The sequence below is a fragment of the Candidatus Kapaibacterium thiocyanatum genome (assembly GCA_001899175.1).
GTDB lineage: Bacteria > Bacteroidota > Ignavibacteria > Kapaibacteriales > Kapaibacteriaceae > Kapaibacterium > Kapaibacterium thiocyanatum.
This window is the reverse complement of sequence record MKVH01000021.1, coordinates 325,007-345,229: the sequence shown is the minus strand read 5'-3', so window position 1 is coordinate 345,229 and position 20,223 is coordinate 325,007. Positions and strand designations below refer to the sequence as shown.

Genomic DNA, 20,223 nt, shown 5'->3' with positions numbered 1-20,223 from the left:
CCGACTATCGGAACCGTCGATCCTACGACGGTCGATCAGTCATGGTACCGAACCGAATACCTGAGCTCGGCGAATTCCTGATCGAGCCTCCGTACACTTTCGAGCTTCAGAGGTTTCTCCATGGTTCTGGGGAACAAGGGAGCCCCTTCACCGAGAGTCACCGAAACGAACTGGATGATGAGCTCATCCAGAAGCCGGGCGTCGTAGAACGTTCCCGCAAGTTCTCCTCCGCCGACGATCCAGATGTTCCGCCCCTTCGCTTCGAGGACCATCTGCCGGTGCACAGGGCGAACATCACCACGTACGAACCGTATGTCCGCGTCGGGATAGACAGGAAGATCCCGGTTCGAGAAAACGAATGCGGGGACCTTGTATGGCCACGCGCCGTCGCCGAAACCTTGCATGTTGTCGTACATCCATCGGTAGGTCGTCGATCCCATCGCAAGGGCGCCCACGGTGTCGACGAAGCTCCCGATGTAGTTTCCTCCGGGTTCGCCGAACTGGAACAGCCATTCCAGCGAGTCTTCCTTGTCGGAGATGAAGCCGTCCAGGCTCGATGCAGCGAAGTAGATGGTTTTCATTCCTGCCTTCTATCGACGAGTGATCGTCAGTTGAACATATGACGCATGCATGAGCAAGAAGCTACATGCGTTCCGAGTCCATTCCGTTCGGGGAATGCAATGATACGTCGACGATGACGAAGCCCGGATACGGTCATGCCCGACGGATTCGCGTCCATCGATCGTGACGATGTAGCCATCGTGTCGTGGAACACGGAATTCCGGTCGTGGTACGGCAAAACCTTCTGCGAACATCCCACTGTACATTATGTTCCAGGAAGAAATCCGCGAGTACCATCCAACATATTAGTGGAGTTGATGTTAGCGATGTTTCGCGACAAACCGGGAATTGTGCGGGTCGAATGAAGCCACGAAAAAAGTTTCGATCATGTGAAAAAACCCTTGACGAAACGATGGCGCATTTACGTATAATCGCCCCGTTGTCGAAGGAGTTGACATGTCGAAAGGGTACCTGAGCAATCACCGTCGAAGAAGGTACTTTCTGGACCACGACCTGACATCCAGTGTTATGCCGAGTCGCATTCAGGGGATGAGGACCTGAAATCATCGTACAGTAGCAGTGGTATCGCCGATCGGTGTCGACCGCACGATCGCGACCACGTTCGGGAGCGAATCCTGAAATCATCGTACAGTAGCAGTGGTATCGCCGATCAGTGTTGACCGCCTGATCGTGACCACGTTCGGGAGCGTATCCCGAAGTCATCCTGCGCAGAAGCAATATTCACGATGGATCATCTCACGACAATGATCGCGTTCGCGACCCTTGCCTGAGTATCCGAGCCATTCGATCGAGCCCGACGGATCACCGTAGCGGGAAAGACTCCTTGCGGTCGTTTCACGACCGACGGCGGAGCTGTCCCCGATCGGTATCCGGAATGGATATCCGGCCCACGATCACGGTATGGAATCATGATTTCACACGCATTGACCATAGTGCTGAACGAGATGCGTCGTCACTTCGCATCCGCCTACGGCGTCGCCGAGTCGCCGAGCCCCGTCGCGATGGGTAACCTCGCGGAAGGCTTCGCATCCGGTGGTGGAGGTGCTGGTGTCGCGCGCGACGTCCTGTTGCTATCAATCGTGAATATCAAGGAAGAGAAGACTCTCAAGAACCTACCGAACTATGTACGCAACGATGTCACGTTGAAGGCCGTCTACGAGAACCCGCCCGTCTTCCTGAACTTCATCGTCCTGATGACGGCCACGCACACGACCTATGCGAATGCGCTGCTCGTGCTGTCAAGGGCGCTCCGGTTCTTCCAGGCACGGAACGTCTTCACCCAGGACACGGTGGCTCCTGCCTCCATCACGGCGAACGCCCCGAGCAACGTGCTCGATCAGCTCGCAGAGTTCAAGCTGATCTTCGATCTTTACTCGCCCACGATGGAAGAAGTGAATCACCTGTGGGGAACGCTCGGAGGGAAGCAGTATCCGTTCGCCCTGTACAACCTGCGCATGGTCGACCTGAAGTTCCGTGCCGTCGAAGAAGAACGCGGTCTGATCACGGAAGTGGTCAATGACTTCCACCACAAGAACGGGGGAGTATCCTGATGGCTTCCGAGCGGATCGTCAACGGCTATGTGCGCCTGTTCGAACTTCATCTCCTTCATCACTACTGGCTCGATGAGGGAGCGACGGTCTTCGATGCCATGACGGAGGCAGGACGTCAACGCCTGCTGCTCGGATACGACGTACGGAGGATGCTCGAGCTTCGGCCGACACCCACGACCGTGAAGGTCCTGGACGGAATTCGTGCCGTGTTCAGGGCTAGCGCTCTGGGTGGAGTCGTCGCCGTACCGAAGGATACGATCATTCCCGATGACATGACGTTCGAGTTCACGCTCGTCGTCCGTGGGGCCGACTTCTTCAACTACACGTCATTGACCACGGTCACACAGGCCGTGTACGGTCTCTTCCATCCACCGTCGAAGAGCACCATCCGCTTCAAGGAGAACGTCGCGGTATTCTCGAATCTCACGGGAGTGTCGCGTGGAGCCGGACCGAACAGGAAGCTCTATCTCTCGCGTGAGATACCTGTGCTCGGAGCCCAGGACAAGGTCGAGGCCATCGTCAACATCGGCGGTGCACTCGTCCAGCTCACCGGCGACCAACCGGGAGCCGGCCAGCAGCAGATCGCCGCAATCGCGACCAATGCTCCCGTCTATGCGCATCAGGGTGACGTGCCGTCCATCGCTCCTCCGGCAGGCATCGTCGGTACACCGCCTGCGAAGGGAATCACGTTGTCGGACGATATCGGTGCCGATACGTATGCCGTCGTGCGCATCACTGCCGTGCGTGCAGGCGATGCCGACTACAGTTGCACCAGTGGCGGTCTGCCGAAGGCAGCACATCCCGTCTTCCAGATCCGCTTCAAGAACAGGTCCACCACGTGGCGGACCTTCAGCAGAACAGATCCCGCCGTCCTGATACAGGAAGCAGGGCCGTTCCCGCTGACGCATACGGGTAATGCCACGACGACGCAGAAGCCGTCCACGGGAATCGTGACGTTCGAGAAGAGCGGTAACGCCATCAGCAAGATCGTCTCAAATGTCTATGTCTAATCAACCGTTGCGTTAACCATTCAAGCCAGGGACCTATGGCAACTGCATATAAAACCCCCGGGGTGTACATCGAGGAGATCCCCAAGTTTCCGCCGTCCATCGCACCCGTGGAAACGGCGATTCCGGCCTTCATCGGCTATACACAGAAGGCGATGGAACTCACGACCGGCGATCTCACGCTGAAGCCCACGAGGATCAGCTCGCTCGTCGAATACGAAGCGTTCTTCGGGGGACCGCAGCCCGAGCGGAATATCGACGTCACCGTGACGGAAACGCAGGATGCAGACGGCAACACGACGTCGATGAAGTCCGTGGCTACCATCGCAGAGGCCGATCGCTCGAAGCACATCATGTACTATGCACTGCAGTTGTTCTACGCCAACGGTGGCGGCCCGTGCTACATCGTCTCCGTCGGTGATTACAAGGCGACGTTCGGTGGATCGCTCGTGGAAACCGAACTGCACGATGGTCTCGATGCACTCGAACTGGCCGACGAACCCACGCTGATCGTCTTCCCTGAGGCGCAGAGCCTTGGGATCTCGGACTTCAAGACGCTGCAGGATGCGGCGCTCGCCCAATGTGACGACCTCAAGGATCGCTTCGTCATCATGGATGTACATGGCGACGACGAAGTGCTGTCGGATCCGACGGCCAACCTGATCGATGCCGTCTCCAACTTCCGTACGTCCGGTATCGGTATGAACAACCTCAAGTACGGTGCAGCCTACGCACCCAATATCGAAACGACGCTGGACTTCAGCGTCGACGAAACGGAAATCGACATCACGCATGTGGTGAACGGTTCCGCGAGCGCGTCCGTGAAGCTGGATACGCTCGCCACCACGGCGAACGCCGTCTACGAAAGCGCGCGTGCGGCCATCCGTGACCTGCCGTGCAAGATGCCTCCGAGTTCTGCGATGGCCGGTATCTATGCCGACGTCGACAACGACCGCGGCGTATGGAAGGCTCCCGCCAACGTCAGCGTCAATGCCGTGATCAGGCCTGCGATCCAGTTCTCGAATACGCAGCAGGATCAGATGAACGTCGATTCCACCGCCGGAAAGTCCGTCAACGCCATCCGTGCCTTTACGGGTAAGGGAACCCTGGTATGGGGAGCGAGGACTCTTGCGGGGAACGACAACGAATGGCGCTACGTGAGCGTACGACGGTTCTTCAACTTCGTCGAGGAATCCGTGAAGAAGGCCACGGAGCAGTTCGTGTTCGAACCGAACGATGCCAACACGTGGGTACGCGTACAGGCCATGATCGAGAACTTTCTCACCACGCTGTGGCGCCAGGGCGCACTGCAGGGCGTGAAGCCCGAGCATGCCTTCTACGTCGCAGTCGGCCTCGGCAAGACGATGACCGCCCTGGACATTCTCGAAGGACGGATGATCATCGAGATCGGCATGGCCGCCGTGCGTCCCGCCGAATTCATCATCCTCAAGTTCTCGCACAAGATGGCCGAATCCTGAGAGTCGACGTCCGGTACCTGACACAGAACATACACCATTCCCGATGGAGCAGTCATGGCACAAGAATATCCGTTGCCCCGGTTTCAGTATCAGATCGACTGGGGCGGAGCGAAGCTGAACTTCACCGAAGTGACCGGTATGGATCAGCAGGTGGAAGTGATCGAATATCGTCATAGCGACAGCAAGGACTTCAGCAAGATCAAGATGCCCGGTATGCGGAAGTTCAGCAACATCACGATGAAGCGCGGAAAGTTCGAAGGCGACTTCGATTACAATAACTGGATCGACGAAATCTCGAACGAGCGCGTGAACGGTCGTCGCGACGTCGTGATCCGCCTTCTCAACGAGAAGCACGAGCCCGTGGCCGTATGGAAGGCAGTCCGCTGCTTCCCCACGAAGATCACCGTGCCTGATCTCAAGTCGGATGCCAACGAAGTCGCCATCGAAACCATCGAGATCGCTCACGAAGGTCTGAGTCTCGTTCGCTGATCATGGCATCATCCATCGACTACTATCCGCCGCTGAGCTTCTACTACCGTGTGGAGTTCAGCATCAGCAAGGACAAGAACGACGTCCGGTTCCAGACCGTGTCCGGCCTGTCGGTGGAGTACGACTACGAGAGCTTCAAGGAGGGCGGGGAGAATCGCTTCGAGCACAAGCTCCCCGTCCGTACGAAGTATGCCGACATGGTGCTGAAGCGCGGTATGCTCACCGACTCCGACGTGATCAAGTGGATGCTCGATGCCTTCAGGAACAGGGAGTTCAAGCCTGCAGATCTCACCGTCATTCTCCTCAACGAGAAGGGTGAGCCATTGAAGACGTGGAAGGTAGCCCAGGCCATTCCCAAGAAATGGATCGTCAGCGACCTGAACGCCAACGAGAACTCCGTGGTGATCGAAACGCTCGAGTTGACCTATCGATACTTCACGATCGAGTAACGACATGCCAATCGAAATCCGTGAGCTGCACATCAAGGTTGCCGTGAACGCACCGCAGCAAGGGCAGCAGGCGCCGCAGACGCAGTCTCCTTCCCAGTCTTCGGGACAGGGAGGTCAGGGCGGTGGTCAGGCCGATCTCGTCGCCGAATGCGTCGAACAGGTATTGCAGATCCTACAGAACAAGGCTGAACGCTGATGGCCGCTTCCGGTAAACTGGAGAAGATGCTCATCCTCGCCTTTTCCGATTCGGAGAAGGCGGAGAATGGAGGGCTTGCCGATGCGGACGATTCGTTCGAGGTATTGATCAATCCCGAATCGTATACGCTCGACTACAAGCTCAAGTTCTCCGAAGGAGGGCAGGGACAGGGTACGAGCGGACAGCAGCTCAAGTACGAATACACGGAGCCCGAAGAGATATCGTTCGAATTTCTCTTCGACAACACCGGGATCATCGACGGCAAACCGCGCGATAGCATCGCCGACGATATCAGGAAGTTCAAGCAGGTGCTCATCGAGTATCAGGGCGATGCCCACGAGCCGCGCCACTTCAAGCTCGTATGGGGCGAGAACTCCATCTTCAAGGGCAGGGTCACGGAAGTGAGCCTCACCTACAAGATGTTCAGCCCCGACGGTACGCCGATCCGTGCCACGGCCAAGGTGACGTTCAAGAGCAGTATCGAGGAGCAGAAGCGTGCCGCGCAGGAGAACAGGAGCTCTCCCGACCTGACGCACGTACGCACGGTGAAGGAAGGCGATACGCTTCCCCTGATGTGTCATCGGATCTATGGCGACAGCAGATACTACATGCAGGTCGCCGCAGTGAACGGTATCGACAACTTCCGGGATCTCGTTCCGGGCACGACGGTCTTCTTCCCACCAATCGACAAGACTGCGACGAAGAAGTGAGTGAAGTATCGACCATACCGACTCCGGCAACTCCCGACGTCTGCACCGTGGCCATCCTCGTCGAAGGCCAGGAGATTCCCGGCGAATATCAGGTACAGGCAGTGTCCGTCTCGCTCGAGCTGAACAGGATCCCTTCGGCCACGATCCATCTCAAGGATGGCGAGGCGTCGCAGGGGAAGTTCAAGGCCAGCGATACCGATCTCTTCGTCCCGGGAAAGAAGATCGAGATCCAGCTCGGATACCGGTCGCAGAACGAGTCCGTCTTCAAGGGCATCGTGGTCAAGCACGCCATCAAGATCCGCAAGACGGGAAGTATGCTCATCGTGGAATGCCGTGACGAAAGCATGAAGCTTACGCGTGGAAGGAACAGCCGGTACTTCGTCGACAAGAAGGACTCCGACATCATGCAGGAGATCATCGACCTCCACGGCCTGCAGCATGACGTCGTGACGACCGACGCCGCACTGAAGGAAGTGGTGCAGTACGATGCGACGGACTGGGACTTCATCCTGTGCCGTGCCGAAGCGAACGGCTGCGTCGTGATCACGGAAGGTGGCAAGATCAGGATCGTCCGCCCCGACGTCGCAGGATCGTCCATCGTCACGGTCGGCTTCGGTACCACGGTTCTCGAACTCGACGCCGAGATCGATGCACGCCTGCAGAGCAAAGGCGTGAAGGCCAAGGCGTGGAATGCCACGGATCAGGAAGTCATCGAGACCGAGGCGGCCGAACCGTCGACGACGGAGAACGGCAACCTCGATCCCGATACCCTGGCCGACGTCGTCGGCGGTGATGCGCATGAACTGCGGCACGGAGGGAAGGTCTCCGAGCCCGAGCTCCAGGCATGGGCCGACGGCTATCTGTTGAAGGAGCGTCTTGCCAAGGTCCGCGGCCGTGTGAAGTTCCAGGGACTCGCCACCGTCCTTCCCGGAACGGTGATCGAGGTCACCGGTATCGGCGAACGCTTCGAGGGCAAGATGTACGTGTCGGGTGTCCGCCATTCGGTATCCGACGGCAACTGGGAGACGGACGCGCAGATCGGCTTGAGTACCGCGACGTTCGCGGAGACGTTTCCCGTGAGCGCATTGCCGGCCGCTGGTCTGCTGCCATCCGTACATGGACTGCAGATGGGTGTGGTGACGGCGCTGGAGAACGATCCAGACGGTGAGGACAGGATCAAGGTGCGCATTCCGATGATCAGCGCCTCCGATGAAGGGATATGGGCCCGGCTCTCCACGCTCGATGCAGGGAAGGAACGAGGAACATATTACCGCCCCGAGATCGGCGACGAAGTCGTCGTCGGATTTCTCGACAACGATCCTCGATATCCCGTCGTGCTCGGTATGTGCCACAGCAGTGCGAAGCCGTCACCCGAGCCTGCGAAGGACGACAATCATCTCAAGGGATACGTCAGCCGCGAGAAGATGAAGATGACGTTCGACGACGAGAAGAAGATCGTACGCATCGAAACACCCGCAGGCAACAGGATCGCCTTGACGGAAGAAGACAGCGGCATCGTGATCGAAGACCAGAACGGGAACAGGATCACGATGGACGCGGACGGCATCGTCGTGGAGAGCGTCAAGGACCTCAAGCTCAAGGCCGCGAAGAATGTCGTCGTGGAAGGACTCGACATGGAACTGAAGGCACAGACCGGCTTCAAGGCGTCGGGCAGTGCCAGTGCCGAGATCAGCGGAGCAAGCACGACCATCCAGGGTTCGGCGACGACGGTGATCAAGGGTGGCCTCGTGCAGATCAATTAACGTGAAGGTGAATCATGCCTCCGGCAGCACGTATTACGGACCTGATCGTAAGTCCGGCGACATCCGGCATCCCGACGCCGATCCTGCCACCGGGATGTCCGACGGTATTCATCGCGGGCCTGCCGGCAGCACGCCTCGGTGATACGTGCGGTCCGGATGCCATCATCCTCGGATCGATGACCGTACTGATCGGCGGCATGCCGGCTGCGCGGATGGCAGATCTCACGGCATCGGGTGGAATGATCCTTCCACCATGTGCACCAACCGTCATCATCGGAGGATGAGCCCATCATGAAGCGTCCGTTTCTCGGAAGGGGCTGGACCTTTCCTCCAACGTTCGACAACGCCCTCGCGAGGGTCGAAATGCTCGAGGAAGAAGCCGACGTGACGTCGAGCCTCGAAATACTGCTCGGTACGATGCGCGGTGAACGCATCATGCTGCCGCTCTACGGATGCGGAATGGAAGAGCTCGTCTTCGAAAGTCTCGACACGCGGATCAAGACGTTGATGATCGACAAGATCGAGTCCGCGATCCTCTACCATGAACCCAGAGTACTGGTGGAACGTGTCCAGCTCGACGACAGCAACGAACTGGAAGGCGTCGTTCTGATCTCCGTCACCTACAAGGTGAAGACGACGAACTCGCGCTTCAACTTCGTCTATCCGTTCTACAGACAAGAGGGGACGGACATCAATCTCACGTCCTCCGTCACGCTGTTACCAGACAATCCCTGAATCCCATGCCTCCAGTAGATTCCTGCAACGAGAACATCGATCCGCTCAAGCTCGTACGGAGCGGTACCAATCAGGATCAGCGGCTGATTCCGGCCCTCGATCCTGCCCATGCGCCGGTGAACGAACGTTCCGTCGCACACGGTATGCTGTTCGCGAAGGCGTATGCGGACTACCTGAAGTACTACGATACGATGAACGTTCATGACGGCAACTGGGCTCCGTTCTTCGCCGGCGATCCATCCGTGCTGCTGGCCACGTGTGCCGTTCAGGATACCGAGCACTACAAGGCTGTCGTGCAGGCCGCCTTCGACTATCTGAACGACCTCACCCACGCATCGAACGCCACTGCGATTCGCGAGAACCTGAGCTGGCTGTTCGCCTGCGTAGCGACGCTCGCACGACAGATCGATACGATCCGCGATGGTCTTCCCGCGGACATCGGTCTGAAGGCGAGCCTGCAGAATCTCATCGATGTGCGGCTGGCCCCCGCATTCGCCCGCATGATGGCCTACTACAAGGCGGACGTGGCGCTTCCCGCAGCACAACGGATCATCCTCGATCCGCTGCCCGCTGCGGATGCTGACCATACCATCGCATTACTCGGAGCAACACCGGTAGCGTTCGCCACCGTCTTTGACGAAGGTCTGTCGTCGTACTGGATCACCGACGGATCCGCCGACTGGGCCACCTATCGTACGGCCATCGTGGCCGATGCAAGCGTCTACGGCGATCCGCTCGGATCCGAGTTCGAACGCGCCAATCATGTATCGACGCACAACCTCTTCACGGGAATATTCGACCAGTTCCTGAAGGCCTTGGCGCGGATCGTCGCGGATGCGAAGGATGCGCTGCAGACGACGCTGACGTCCTACGACAAGCACGAACCGCACTATGCCCTGTTCCTGTCCTTCCTGCAATTGCTCGAGCATGCACGGGAATCGGGGAATACGCTGACGGCACGCCATCTCGACTTCTACTATCGCGATATCCTCCAGCTGGCGGAGCATCCTGCACGACCGAGTCATGCCCACGTCCTTCTCGAACCCGCGAAGAACGTCATCCAGCATGAAGTCGAAGCAGGGGTGCGCTTCCGTGCGGGAAAGGATGCGAACGGCAAGGAACTGTTCTTCGCAGGCGACCGGACCCTCGTCGTCAACCAGGCCGTCATCGGCTCGATGAAGAAAATCTATCGCCATGAAGGAGAGCTGTTCGCCGCACCGCTGGCGAATTCCGACGACGGGGTGAAGTCCGAGCTGAAGAGTGCGGACAAGTCATGGCACCCGTTCTTCAACAAGACGTTCACCGATGGCGCGCTCTCGTCCATCGATATGCCGCCCGCTTCCATCTCGTTCGCCGTCGTATCTCATTACCTTCGTCTGGCGGAAGGGCAGCGTACCATCACGGTGACGTTCGACATCGATGGCTTCGGGGGAACGCTCGGCGCCGACTATGCATCGGTGATAGACTGCTCGCTGACGGGTGAGAAGGGATGGTTCGAAGGAAGTCCCGTCAGCTTCATCGCCACGTCGGCGACCACACTCGAGCTCGTGGTTGCCGTTACCGGAGATCAGCCCGCAGTCGTCGATGCCGACGCGAAGGTCCATGCCTTCGACATCGGTTCCGTCTCGCCGGTTCTCATGGTGACGCTCCGGCACACGTTACCGTATCCCTATGGACTGTTCGAGAACGTCAGGATCGGGGCCGTCACAGTGCAGGTCGACGTGGACAGGGTGCGTGCTCTCGCACTGTCCAACGACTTCGGTCCGATCGATGCGACCAAGCCATTCCTGCCGTTCGGGGCCCAGCCCGAAGCTGGCAGTGCATGCATCGTCGGCAGCCCCGAGATATTCTGCAAGCGCGATCTCGTCGCATGCGATCTGCATATCGTATGGAAGAACATTCCTGCCATCAGGTCCGTTGCTTACCGTCCTTCGGAGCAATACTATCCGCAGGCCCAGTACGACTGGTATACGAAGTGGGTACCCGGCGTCAGGGTCCAGGCACTCGTTCAGGGAGCATGGGGCGTGGCAGGTAATCAGACGCTGTTCGACGCCGACAACCTGGTGACGCTCGACATCCTGCCTCCCGTGAACACGTTCAACCCTCTCGACAGTCCGGGTTTCCTGATCGATCCCACGTATGGGGTCGCCACGAGAACCGGCTTCATGAAGCTGTCCTTGCCATGGGGTCTCGGACACGCGGCATTCCGGGATGCCCTGGCCGACTACGTCCTTGCCATCGCGAACGGCGACACGGCGACGAAGCCCGTGCCACCGTATACTCCGGAAGTGGAATCCATGTACGTCTCGTACACGGCCGCACAGACGTTCCGGTGCGATACCGGTGATGCCGATGCCTTCACCGGCCGGACGGGTCGTGTCTATCATCGCACGGACTTCGGCTTCGCCGAACAGCATTCGTATCTGAAGGCGGGCAGTCCCGATCATGACGTCTACCTCTTTCCGCAGTTCCGACATGTCGATGGTGATCAACCGTCGACACACGAAGCGGAGTTCTACATCGGTCTCGACGGCCTGGTACCACCACAGACGGTGGCCATGCTCTTCCAGATCGTGGAGGGAACGGCCAATCCGCGTGCGACCAAACCCCGGCCGCATGTCCACTGGAGCTATCTCTCGAACGATGAATGGTTGCCGCTGCGCGACAACGACGTGGAGGACGGGACGAACGATCTCCTCACGACGGGAATCGTGACGATCGACGTGCCACGTGAAGCGACGTCGGACAACACGGCACTTCCCGCAGGAAAGCACTGGCTGCGTCTTGCCGTCGACGATAACAGCGATGCGGTATGCAAGCTCGTCCTCGTCGCGACGCAGGCGCTGGAAGTGACGTTGACAGACGAGAATACCGACGACGTCTCCGTAACGACCTTGCCGTCGTCTACCATCACGAAGCTCGAGAAACCCGATGCGGCCATCAAGAAGGTGGTGCAACCATCACCGACGTTCGGTGGTGCACCGGCCGAAGCATCGAATGCCTTCTACATGCGTATCAGCGAGCGACTGCGGCACAAGGACAGGGCCATCACGATCTGGGACATCGAGCATCTCGTGCTCCAGGCCTTCCCCGGCATCCACGACGTGAAGTGCCTGAACCACACGCAGTTCGAACCGACGGAGGATGCTACCGGGATATACAGGGAACTCGCACCCGGACACGTCACCGTCATCACGATACCGGATCAGCGCGGCCTCGACGTCGCCAATCCGCTGCAACCGTTCACCAGCCTCGGTGTGATCGACGATGTGAAAGCATACCTCGAGGAGCGCATGACGTGTCATGCGGCGCTCCACGTCTGCAACCCGCAGTTCGAGGAAGTCCGCGTCTCGTTCAAGGTCCGTCTCCACGACGGCTACGATGAAACGTTCTACGTGAACAAGCTCAAGGAGGCCATCACGCGATTCCTGTCGCCGTGGGCCTATTCATCGGTCGTGCATCCGACCTTCGGTGGGCGCATTTACCAGTCCGTTCTCGTCAACTTCGTCGAAGAGCAGGAATACGTCGACTACGTCACCGACTTCCATGTCTTCCACGACATCGGAGGGGTGCAGGGAACGGTCAGCAAGCAGTACGTGGAAGGATCGCGTGCCGTATCCATCCTCGTTTCCGTTCCGGCGAGCAAGCATCAGATCACCGTCATCGATCCCGTGGAAGAAGAATCCCTCCACGAACAATGCGAATGCGAAGAATGAGCCAGAATCCCGTTCTCATACCGAAACAGCCCGAGATGACGGCGGCCGAAGATTACTTCCGACTCCGGAAGGAAGGCATCGGCTACATCGAAGGGATGGCGAGCGAACAATGGACGGACTACAACACGCACGATCCGGGCATCACGACGCTGGAGGCGCTGTGTTATGCCATCACCGATCTCGCCTATCGTACGGGATGGAACATCGAAGACCTGCTCGCAGGATCCGCGGATCAGCCGTTCTTCACGGCACGTGATATCCTGACGATCAATCCTCTGACACCCGACGACTATCGCCGTCTTCTCATCGACATCGAATCCGTGCGCAACGCATGGATCGTCTGCAAGGAATGTTCGTGCGGACAGAAGATCGACGACGTCGCCCCGAAAGGCCTGTACGACGTTCTTCTCGAGCTGGAATCGCATGAGCTCTACGGCGACCTGAACGATCGCAAGATCACCCGCACCTACAACATCGAACTCGACGGCAGATACCAGACACTTACCGTCGAGCTCCGTTTTCCCGAATGGAGCCTGGTAGATCAGGCGGGCTACGATGCCTTCGTCGACGGTGCCGGCGATCCGGCGAACATCACGCTGACGAAGTTCTCGCGGAGCAGTGTGGACAACAACGTCATCGGGAACGAGGAGCTGCGGAAGAACTGGCGGAACGTCTTCTTCATCTCGTATGCGATGGACGTGGACGGTAGTTCCGTCGAGATACGGAATGTCTCCGTCCGCCTCTTCAGCGGGAACGGCGTCAAGAACGCCACGACCGTCTCGGATCTTGCGGATCTGTTCATCGATGCGTCGACGAACGGCTTCGTCGGAACGTACAGGAACAAGCGTCGTGAAGTGAAGGCCAGTGTCGCAGCGGCGGTGTCGAGTCTGCACGGACACCGGAATCTCGACGAGGACTATTGCAGTGTCTCCGTCATCGGCGTGGAGGACATCGCCGCCTGTGCCGACGTCGAGGTAGCGTCCGATGCCGACATCGAGCGCGTGCAGGCCGAGATATGGTTCAGAATCGAACGCTACCTCAATCCCGGCGTTCCATTCCACTCGTTGCAGGAGCTGAGGGATCAGGGCGTCGCCGTCGAGGACATCTTCAACGGCCCCGTTCTCGATAACGGCTTCATACGCGACGAAGACCTGGCCGCATCGGGTCTGAAGACCGTCATCCGTATATCCGACATCATCAATCTTCTGATGGACATCGACGGCGTCGTGGCCATCAGCAACATGCAGCTCACGAAGTACGACGCCCAGGGCAACGTGGTCAAGGGCTCCGCCGATCCTGCATGGAGCGGTGGAATGCCGATCTTCGATCCCAACCGCGTCAGCGCGTCGTGGTTGATGTACGTCACCGAACGTCATCTGCCGAGGCTCTACCATAACCTCTCCAATGTCCATTTCATCAAGAACGGTCTGCCGTTCGATGCACGTCAGGACGAAGCGTACGATACGCTGATGGAGTTGCGTGGCGTAGCCGAACGCTCGAAGATCAGGAATGCGGCGAAGGACCTTCCCATTCCCGAGGGTACGAAGCGGAGTATGGACGACGTCTCACCTGTCCAGTACTCTTTCCCGCTCGTCTATGGTATCGGCCGTCATGGTCTGCCCACGCATGCCTCGACGTTGCGTCGTGCACAGGCGCGGCAGCTCAAGGCCTATCTCATGGTCTTCGAGCAGATTCTCGGAAACTGCTTCGCGCAGATCGCTCACGTGGCGGATCTGTTCGCGTTGAGACCGGATGTCGACAGGACGTATTTCCATCGTCTCCTGAGCGAGTCCGTCATAGCCGGCTACGATGACCTCGTCGACAATCTCACGGACGCCGCCCTGGCCACGATGGTGGAAACGGTACCCGAATTCCATGAGAGGAGGAACAGGTTCCTCGATCATGTCATGGCCAGATTCGGCGAACAGTTCGGAGAATACGCCCTGCTGATGACGAACTGGAAGGGAGAGAGGATAGGGAATCAGCGTCTCATCGAAGACAAGGTCTCCTTCCTCAAGGCCTATCCGGCCATCAGCGGTAAACGGGCCAAGGCCTTCGACTACCGCAAGGAGCCCGCTCTTGCGAGCAACTATCCCGGTATCAGGAAACGTGTGAGTCTGCTGCTCGGCTTTCCGAATCTGAGATTCGAGTGGACGATCGCAGGCACGGATCCAGGACCGTTCATCATCGGTCCCTATCAGCTCGTAGACGGTAATGATGCCGTATGGTTCGAAGGCGACGTGAACGTTTCCGCACCGACGGCGTACGAGGCACAGAAGGCGGCCTACGATGCCCTGCTCGTGCGGATGACCTTGCCCACCGCTTACCAGATACAGGCCGGTGGTGGACAGTATGCGGTCGTGCTCCTGCGTGCCGATGCATCGCAACTCGGAGCGTATCCCGTGGCCTTCGACACGCTCGAGGGGGCACGTGGTCTGGTCGATGAACTGATCGCCTGGGCGAGCAACGAACGCGCCATCGTCGTCGAACATCTCCTCCTGCGTCCGAAGTTTCCGGGCGACGCCCTCTATCCGGACTGCGGCTCGGACGATGCACAGGCGGACTGCGGCTGCGACACATGCAGTGGGCACGATCCGTACTCCTTCCGTCTCACCTTCGTGATGCCCGGCTGGTCGGCCCCATACAACGGGAACATGGATCTCCGTGGCTTCGCCAACAGGACCATCCAGTACGAGACGCCGTCGCATCTGCTTCCCAAGGTATGCTGGGTAGGGAACGACGGCTTCGTCGAGAACGTATGCGATCCGATCGTAGGGCAGCTCGCCGATCTTCTCGAAGAGAAAGGCGTCACGATATCCGGTTCTCGTCCGACCTGCACCGAAGCGAGAGACTGTGCGACCGTCATCTATCTGGCATTCACGAAGACCTTCTCCGAATGGTACGAAGGGAAGACGCTCGACTACATCGATACCGACGTACTCACCACCGCTCTCACGACGATCTTCGATGCCATCGAACCTGAAGAGCTGACGTGCACGACGGATATCGCGCTGATATGGAATCAGATCGAAGCCCTGTTGCTGCCGCACTTCCATTTCATCGCACTCTACGGATGGCAGTTCGAGCGTTTCGAGAATGCATGGGAACTCTGGCTCGATGCCAACGCGCGTATCGACTGGATGGAAGAGCGCCTGCATGACCGTACCGAAGCCATCCTTCTGAACGGTCTGCTCCAGGGGCCACCGTCGGCACTGTGCGAATGCGCCGCTTCCATCGTGGAAGCGTACGGACAGAATTTCCGTGCATGGATGGAGACCAACATCGCGGCAGGACGGGCCTTCACGGACTTCCAGCCCTTCGTCCCTCAACCCGTGGTCCTTTGCTCGGGTATGACCTTCCGTCCGGGCACGGCCACGGCGATAGGGAACATGCTCGCCGAGCGCTACGCCTCGTATGCGGAAGCATCGTACAGACTGTGGGTCGTCCTGCATCTCCTGCACAATCTGCGCAACGTCTATCCGGGTGCGACGCTGCACGACTGCGATGACGGCAGCGATCTCAACCCGGTACGCCTCGGCAGTACCGCCCTCGGAAACTACGTCTCGGGATCGGCGCCCGTCACTCCCGTCGTGAACGCGCCGGTCGTGGAGACTCCCGTCGTGGAGGCCATGAGATCGGCTTCACCTGCGAAGAAGAAGAAACCTCGATCGAAGAACAGAACGCCCAACACGAAGTAGTCGCGTCATGAAACCAACCATCGACATGTATCCGGTCTTCGAGGCCAATCAGGTGTTGACCAACAATCACCTGAATCAGGTATTCAACTATCTCGATGAACAGGAACGTCTCAGCCGCGCGAACCTGATCGGTATCGGCATCGTCTGCGGCCTCGAGATAACGAGGAACGGCAACACGTCCATCCTTCTTTCCAGAGGATGCGGAGTGACCTCCCAGGGATATCTCATCGTCGAACCGGAAGACGTCGAACTGGTATCGTATCGGGCCGACTATACCATACCGCTCGAGTTGAGCTATCCGCCATTCAGGAACAACGGCACGCAGTATCCGCTGTGGGAACTCTTCCCCGTCGGCGAACCGGGCACGCTGACGCTCGCCGGCACGCCCGGCTTCCTGAACGACAAGGTCGTCGTGCTCTTCCTCGAACTGAAGAAGGACGATCTGGGCAATTGCAGTCCGAACAACTGCGACGACAAGGGAGCGGAAGTCACCGCCACGGTGCGCAGGCTGCTGATGCGCAAGCAGGATGCGGCAGCGATGGTGGCCGCGGCGAACGGTCTCGGCGAGGGCCTTACGCAATCCGATCTGACGGCCACGATGCAGGCTCGTCTGAATCTTCCCGACCTGCGGCTGCCGCGGTATGACGTGCCTGCGACCAAGCCGGCGACGTCGCTCGACGTGCTTTCGGCATTCTATCACGTTTTCCAGCAAAGCGGCTTCGTCAGCGATACGCGCTCCGCGTTGTATGCGGCATACCAGGCCTTCCGCCCCCTTCTCGAGGATGAGCATCCGTCCAATCCGTTCACGGGTTTCCAGGCGCGCTACGACTTCCTCGAAAAGGGTCCGACGACCGAAGCGCAGGTGCGCTTCCTCCAGTACTACTACGACCTGTTCGACGATATCGTGAAGGCCTACGACGAATTCCGCTGGAAGGGTGTGGACGTGATGTGCGCATGCTGTCCACCGGAAGGACTCTTCCCGCGACACCTGATCCTCGGCCCGGACTACCGTCATACCTTCCTCGCCTCCGCTGCACTCGGACGGTGCGAGGAGCGCATCGCGGAGCTGAAGGTGCTGTTCGACAAGCTGGTACTGATGGTGTCGAGGTTCACCAATTCACCGACCCTTCCGCAGCAACCGCCGAAGGCGAAGATCGACGGCCAGATCAGGATCACGCCGAGCAAGCTCGCCGACGTACCGTTGTCGGCGAAGGCGATACCGTACTACTACGACTACGATGGACAGCCTCCCATACGCGAGGTATGGAATCCGGATCTGACGAGGTGGAATCGCGCTAACAGGAATCTCGGCTACTGGTCGAGCAACTACACGCCCGTTCCACCATCCTTCGTCCGCAATCCCCTCGGCTTCGACCTCGAACCGTACAACTTCCTCCGCATCGAAGGTCATCTCGGCAAGGACTACAACCAGGTCCTCACGACGCTGCTCTCGCTGAAGGCGAAGAACCGGCTGCCGATCGACGTCATCGCATTGCGTACGGGGCAGTTCGACGAGAACCTGACGGTCGATCTCCGCAAGGAGGAATGCCGGTTCCGTGACCTGGAGACGCTCTACGACGCCTTGCGCGACGAACTGCTGTGTTCGCTCCGGAAGACGATCCGCGGTCTGGCGACTCGCCCGTTCCAGCCGGCCACGACCTTCGTATCGAGACGTGCGAGTACGGCACCACCAGTCACGGAGAAGGTCGACGAAGCTCCGGCCGACGAGTTCAAGCGTCTCTTCGTCACCGAGTCGAACACCTATGGCTCCTTCATCGAGAGACTGATCCGCGAGCAGGGCATCGATCACATCAACGCAGCTGCCGAACGGCCGATGGTGAATGCCGTCGTGAATTCCGTCGGACTTCTCTACAGGTTCGCCCTCCTTCTTCGCCGCGATCTGTTCGACGTGGACTGGGTGAAGTTCGACGAGTTGTACGAGGTCCTCAAGCGATGGAGCGAAGACGTCACGGCCCGTCGCAATCAGACGGATGGAGATACCGACCTGTCATGGCGGGATCTCGATACGGAACTGGCCAACGTCATCTTCGCATGCAGACTCGAAGCGTTCAAGTCGTTGCGTGAAGAGTATGCCGCCCGTGTACGCGAGGTGAAGCAGAAACAGTACTTCAGTCATTTCATCGACAAGAATCCCGGTATCCAGCACAAGGCCGGTGTACCCATCGGTGGCACGTTCATCATCGTCTATCATCAGGCCGACGAGGAAACGGATGGCGGCGGACGCCTCGTTCTCGGCGCCGACAGATTCACCGCCGAAGAAGCCGACCGCACCGTGGAATCCCTTCGCAGGAAGAAGAAGGTCGCCGAGGATCCCGACGTCAGGAAGTTGATGGACGAGATGGCGAGGATGCGCCGCGCCAATCCCGGGGTCTTCGACCGTGGGGATACGAACGTTCGCGACAACAGGATCTTCGAAACGTTCGTCGGCGATCTCGCCGATGGTACGGTCATCGCCGACTTCTTCGTACCCTATCTCTGTTGTTCGGATTGTACGCCGGTCCAGTACGTCCTGCCTTCGACGAAGCCGGAAGAGCCGACGGAACCGCTGGCCTTCACGATCGCACGGACGTGCACTGACGAGAAGAATACCGCCGAGGTCACGATCACGGCGACGGGTGGCGTACCTCCATATCAGGTCATCGTCAATTCCCAGGCTCCCGTACCGCTCACCGGACCCATTCCCATGCCTGCCGGAGTCAACAACGTCGTCGTCGTCGATTCGACGGGCAACCGCACGGCTCCCGCTGCCGAAACCATTCCGGCCCAGTTGACGACAGGACAGTTGCAGTTCGTGGACGATCCGGCGAAAGGTGTCTACGACGTCACCTTCCGCATCACCGGCGGCACGGCGCCCTATACGTCGACGAAGGGCACGGTCACGGGCGACACCTGTACGATCACGACCATCAAGAGCGATGAGGTCGTACCCGTCGATATCACGGATGCACGCGGTTGCAGGACGTCGTTGACGATACAGCATACGGTGGGCAAGGGATGCGACAAGCCCTGCGATGGGCTCGCCGAACGCTGGCGTTATCTCCTCTGGCTGCCCAGACCCGTCGGTAAGGAAACGTTCATCCTGCGAGGTGTGAAGTCCGACGATCTCATCGTCAGGGATGAAACGGGCAAGCAGCAGCCGATTCCGGGAATCCAGGGTATCGTCGACAATCTGTTCAACCCGCAGACGCCGATCGACGAGAACAACTACGACGAGATCATGTCGAAGCTCGCGGGAGAATTCAACGAGGCCATCGCCCGGGTACTCGGCCCGGACGTCTTCATCGTCGGCTACGATCCGAAGGAGGCCGGCATCATCACGTTCGAAAGCTACGTATGCCACGGATTCATGTACCAACTGTCGATGTCCATTCTTTCCAACGACGTCGTGCGCGATGAAGTATGGACCTACAACGACAAGGGAACGTTCATCAGGCATTCTGACGGTGAGATCCAGGAGATACTCCGCTTCGGCAGGGTGGTGATCGACAAGTGCGCCGGCAGGATCGTATCCGAAGCTCCACGCAGCGCCGTCGAGATCGGTATCGAGGAGAGTACGGCCGATCGTATCCTCGTTCCGAAGTACTCGCCTGCCATCGCCGAAGCCAACGCCCGCTTCTCGTGGAGAATGGACGGCAACCTGATGATCGTCTCCAAGGATCCGAAGGCGAAGGTATCGATGAAGATGCAGACCCCGTTCCGTGTACGCCACGTCGCCAACGTGAAGAACGCAGGCTGGGCCTATGTCGAGCAGATCGTCGGTGGAAGGCGACTGGATACGCGTCCCGTCTCGCCGACACGTCCCGTTTCACCGACGCGCAGACCGCGATAA

At 58.9% G+C, this 20,223-nt stretch carries 14 protein-coding genes; 13 read left to right on the top strand and 1 reads right to left on the bottom strand.

Going from position 1 to position 20,223, the window contains the following annotated elements:
* Positions 1–35 precede the first annotated feature (35 nt).
* Positions 36–581, bottom strand: a complete 546-nt coding sequence (locus BGO89_07610) for a deaminase (protein ID OJX57827.1) — start codon at positions 579–581, stop codon at positions 36–38.
* 909 nt (positions 582–1,490) lie between these two features.
* Here BGO89_07610 and BGO89_07605 point away from each other — a divergent pair.
* Genes BGO89_07605 through BGO89_07545 form a run of 13 tightly spaced genes read left to right on the top strand, consistent with a single transcriptional unit; the run spans position 1,491 to position 20,223 of the window.
* A complete protein-coding gene (locus tag BGO89_07605; protein ID OJX57826.1) occupies positions 1,491–2,132 on the top strand; it encodes a hypothetical protein in 642 nt (213 codons plus the stop codon).
* On the top strand, positions 2,132–3,142 hold the full coding sequence (locus tag BGO89_07600; GenBank protein ID OJX57825.1) for a hypothetical protein: 1,011 nt from the start codon (positions 2,132–2,134) through the stop codon (positions 3,140–3,142). Before BGO89_07605 ends, BGO89_07600 begins: the two co-directional genes overlap by 1 nt.
* Positions 3,143–3,177: 35 nt before the next feature.
* Entirely contained in the window at positions 3,178–4,617 is a 1,440-nt protein-coding gene (locus BGO89_07595; protein ID OJX57824.1) for a phage tail protein, read from the top strand.
* A gap of 54 nt (positions 4,618–4,671) precedes the next feature.
* The gene (locus tag BGO89_07590) at positions 4,672–5,106 is read left to right on the top strand and encodes a phage tail protein (protein ID OJX57823.1); all 435 of its coding nucleotides are present in this window, start codon (positions 4,672–4,674) and stop codon (positions 5,104–5,106) included.
* A 2-nt stretch (positions 5,107–5,108) separates the two neighbouring features.
* Positions 5,109–5,555, top strand: coding sequence for a glycerol acyltransferase (locus BGO89_07585; protein OJX57822.1), 447 nt, complete (start codon positions 5,109–5,111; stop codon positions 5,553–5,555).
* A gap of 4 nt (positions 5,556–5,559) precedes the next feature.
* Complete coding sequence (locus BGO89_07580; GenBank protein OJX57821.1) at positions 5,560–5,751, top strand: hypothetical protein; 192 nt, start codon at positions 5,560–5,562, stop codon at positions 5,749–5,751.
* Positions 5,751–6,461 carry a hypothetical protein gene (locus BGO89_07575; GenBank protein ID OJX57820.1) on the top strand — a complete coding sequence of 237 codons (711 nt, stop codon included), beginning with the start codon at positions 5,751–5,753 and terminating at the stop codon, positions 6,459–6,461. The genes BGO89_07580 and BGO89_07575 overlap by 1 nt, the downstream gene beginning before the upstream one ends.
* On the top strand, positions 6,458–8,224 hold the full coding sequence (locus tag BGO89_07570; GenBank protein OJX57819.1) for a type IV secretion protein Rhs: 1,767 nt from the start codon (positions 6,458–6,460) through the stop codon (positions 8,222–8,224). Before BGO89_07575 ends, BGO89_07570 begins: the two co-directional genes overlap by 4 nt.
* 14 nt (positions 8,225–8,238) lie before the next feature.
* The gene (locus tag BGO89_07565) at positions 8,239–8,508 is read left to right on the top strand and encodes a hypothetical protein (GenBank protein OJX57818.1); all 270 of its coding nucleotides are present in this window, start codon (positions 8,239–8,241) and stop codon (positions 8,506–8,508) included.
* Positions 8,509–8,515: 7 nt separating this feature from the next.
* Complete coding sequence (locus tag BGO89_07560; GenBank protein ID OJX57817.1) at positions 8,516–8,959, top strand: hypothetical protein; 444 nt, start codon at positions 8,516–8,518, stop codon at positions 8,957–8,959.
* A gap of 5 nt (positions 8,960–8,964) precedes the next feature.
* The gene (locus BGO89_07555; GenBank protein OJX57816.1) at positions 8,965–12,675 is read left to right on the top strand and encodes a hypothetical protein; all 3,711 of its coding nucleotides are present in this window, start codon (positions 8,965–8,967) and stop codon (positions 12,673–12,675) included.
* On the top strand, positions 12,672–16,373 hold the full coding sequence (locus tag BGO89_07550) for a hypothetical protein (GenBank protein ID OJX57815.1): 3,702 nt from the start codon (positions 12,672–12,674) through the stop codon (positions 16,371–16,373). The genes BGO89_07555 and BGO89_07550 overlap by 4 nt, the downstream gene beginning before the upstream one ends.
* 25 nt (positions 16,374–16,398) lie before the next feature.
* Positions 16,399–20,223 (top strand): hypothetical protein, encoded by a 3,825-nt coding sequence (locus BGO89_07545; GenBank protein OJX57814.1) that lies wholly within the window; start codon positions 16,399–16,401, stop codon positions 20,221–20,223.

Excerpts from the sequence above, each read along its gene's own strand:
- BGO89_07610 (OJX57827.1), bottom strand. The coding sequence starts at position 581 with ATGAAAACCATCTACTTCGCTGCATCGAGCCTGGACGGCTTCATCTCC.
- BGO89_07605 (OJX57826.1), top strand. The coding sequence starts at position 1,491 with ATGATTTCACACGCATTGACCATAGTGCTGAACGAGATGCGTCGTCAC.
- BGO89_07600 (OJX57825.1), top strand. The coding sequence starts at position 2,132 with ATGGCTTCCGAGCGGATCGTCAACGGCTATGTGCGCCTGTTCGAACTT.
- BGO89_07595 (OJX57824.1), top strand. The coding sequence starts at position 3,178 with ATGGCAACTGCATATAAAACCCCCGGGGTGTACATCGAGGAGATCCCC.
- BGO89_07590 (OJX57823.1), top strand. The coding sequence starts at position 4,672 with ATGGCACAAGAATATCCGTTGCCCCGGTTTCAGTATCAGATCGACTGG.
- BGO89_07585 (OJX57822.1), top strand. The coding sequence starts at position 5,109 with ATGGCATCATCCATCGACTACTATCCGCCGCTGAGCTTCTACTACCGT.
- BGO89_07580 (OJX57821.1), top strand. The coding sequence starts at position 5,560 with ATGCCAATCGAAATCCGTGAGCTGCACATCAAGGTTGCCGTGAACGCA.
- BGO89_07575 (OJX57820.1), top strand. The coding sequence starts at position 5,751 with ATGGCCGCTTCCGGTAAACTGGAGAAGATGCTCATCCTCGCCTTTTCC.
- BGO89_07565 (OJX57818.1), top strand. The coding sequence starts at position 8,239 with ATGCCTCCGGCAGCACGTATTACGGACCTGATCGTAAGTCCGGCGACA.
- BGO89_07560 (OJX57817.1), top strand. The coding sequence starts at position 8,516 with ATGAAGCGTCCGTTTCTCGGAAGGGGCTGGACCTTTCCTCCAACGTTC.
- BGO89_07555 (OJX57816.1), top strand. The coding sequence starts at position 8,965 with ATGCCTCCAGTAGATTCCTGCAACGAGAACATCGATCCGCTCAAGCTC.
- BGO89_07550 (OJX57815.1), top strand. The coding sequence starts at position 12,672 with ATGAGCCAGAATCCCGTTCTCATACCGAAACAGCCCGAGATGACGGCG.
- BGO89_07545 (OJX57814.1), top strand. The coding sequence starts at position 16,399 with ATGTATCCGGTCTTCGAGGCCAATCAGGTGTTGACCAACAATCACCTG.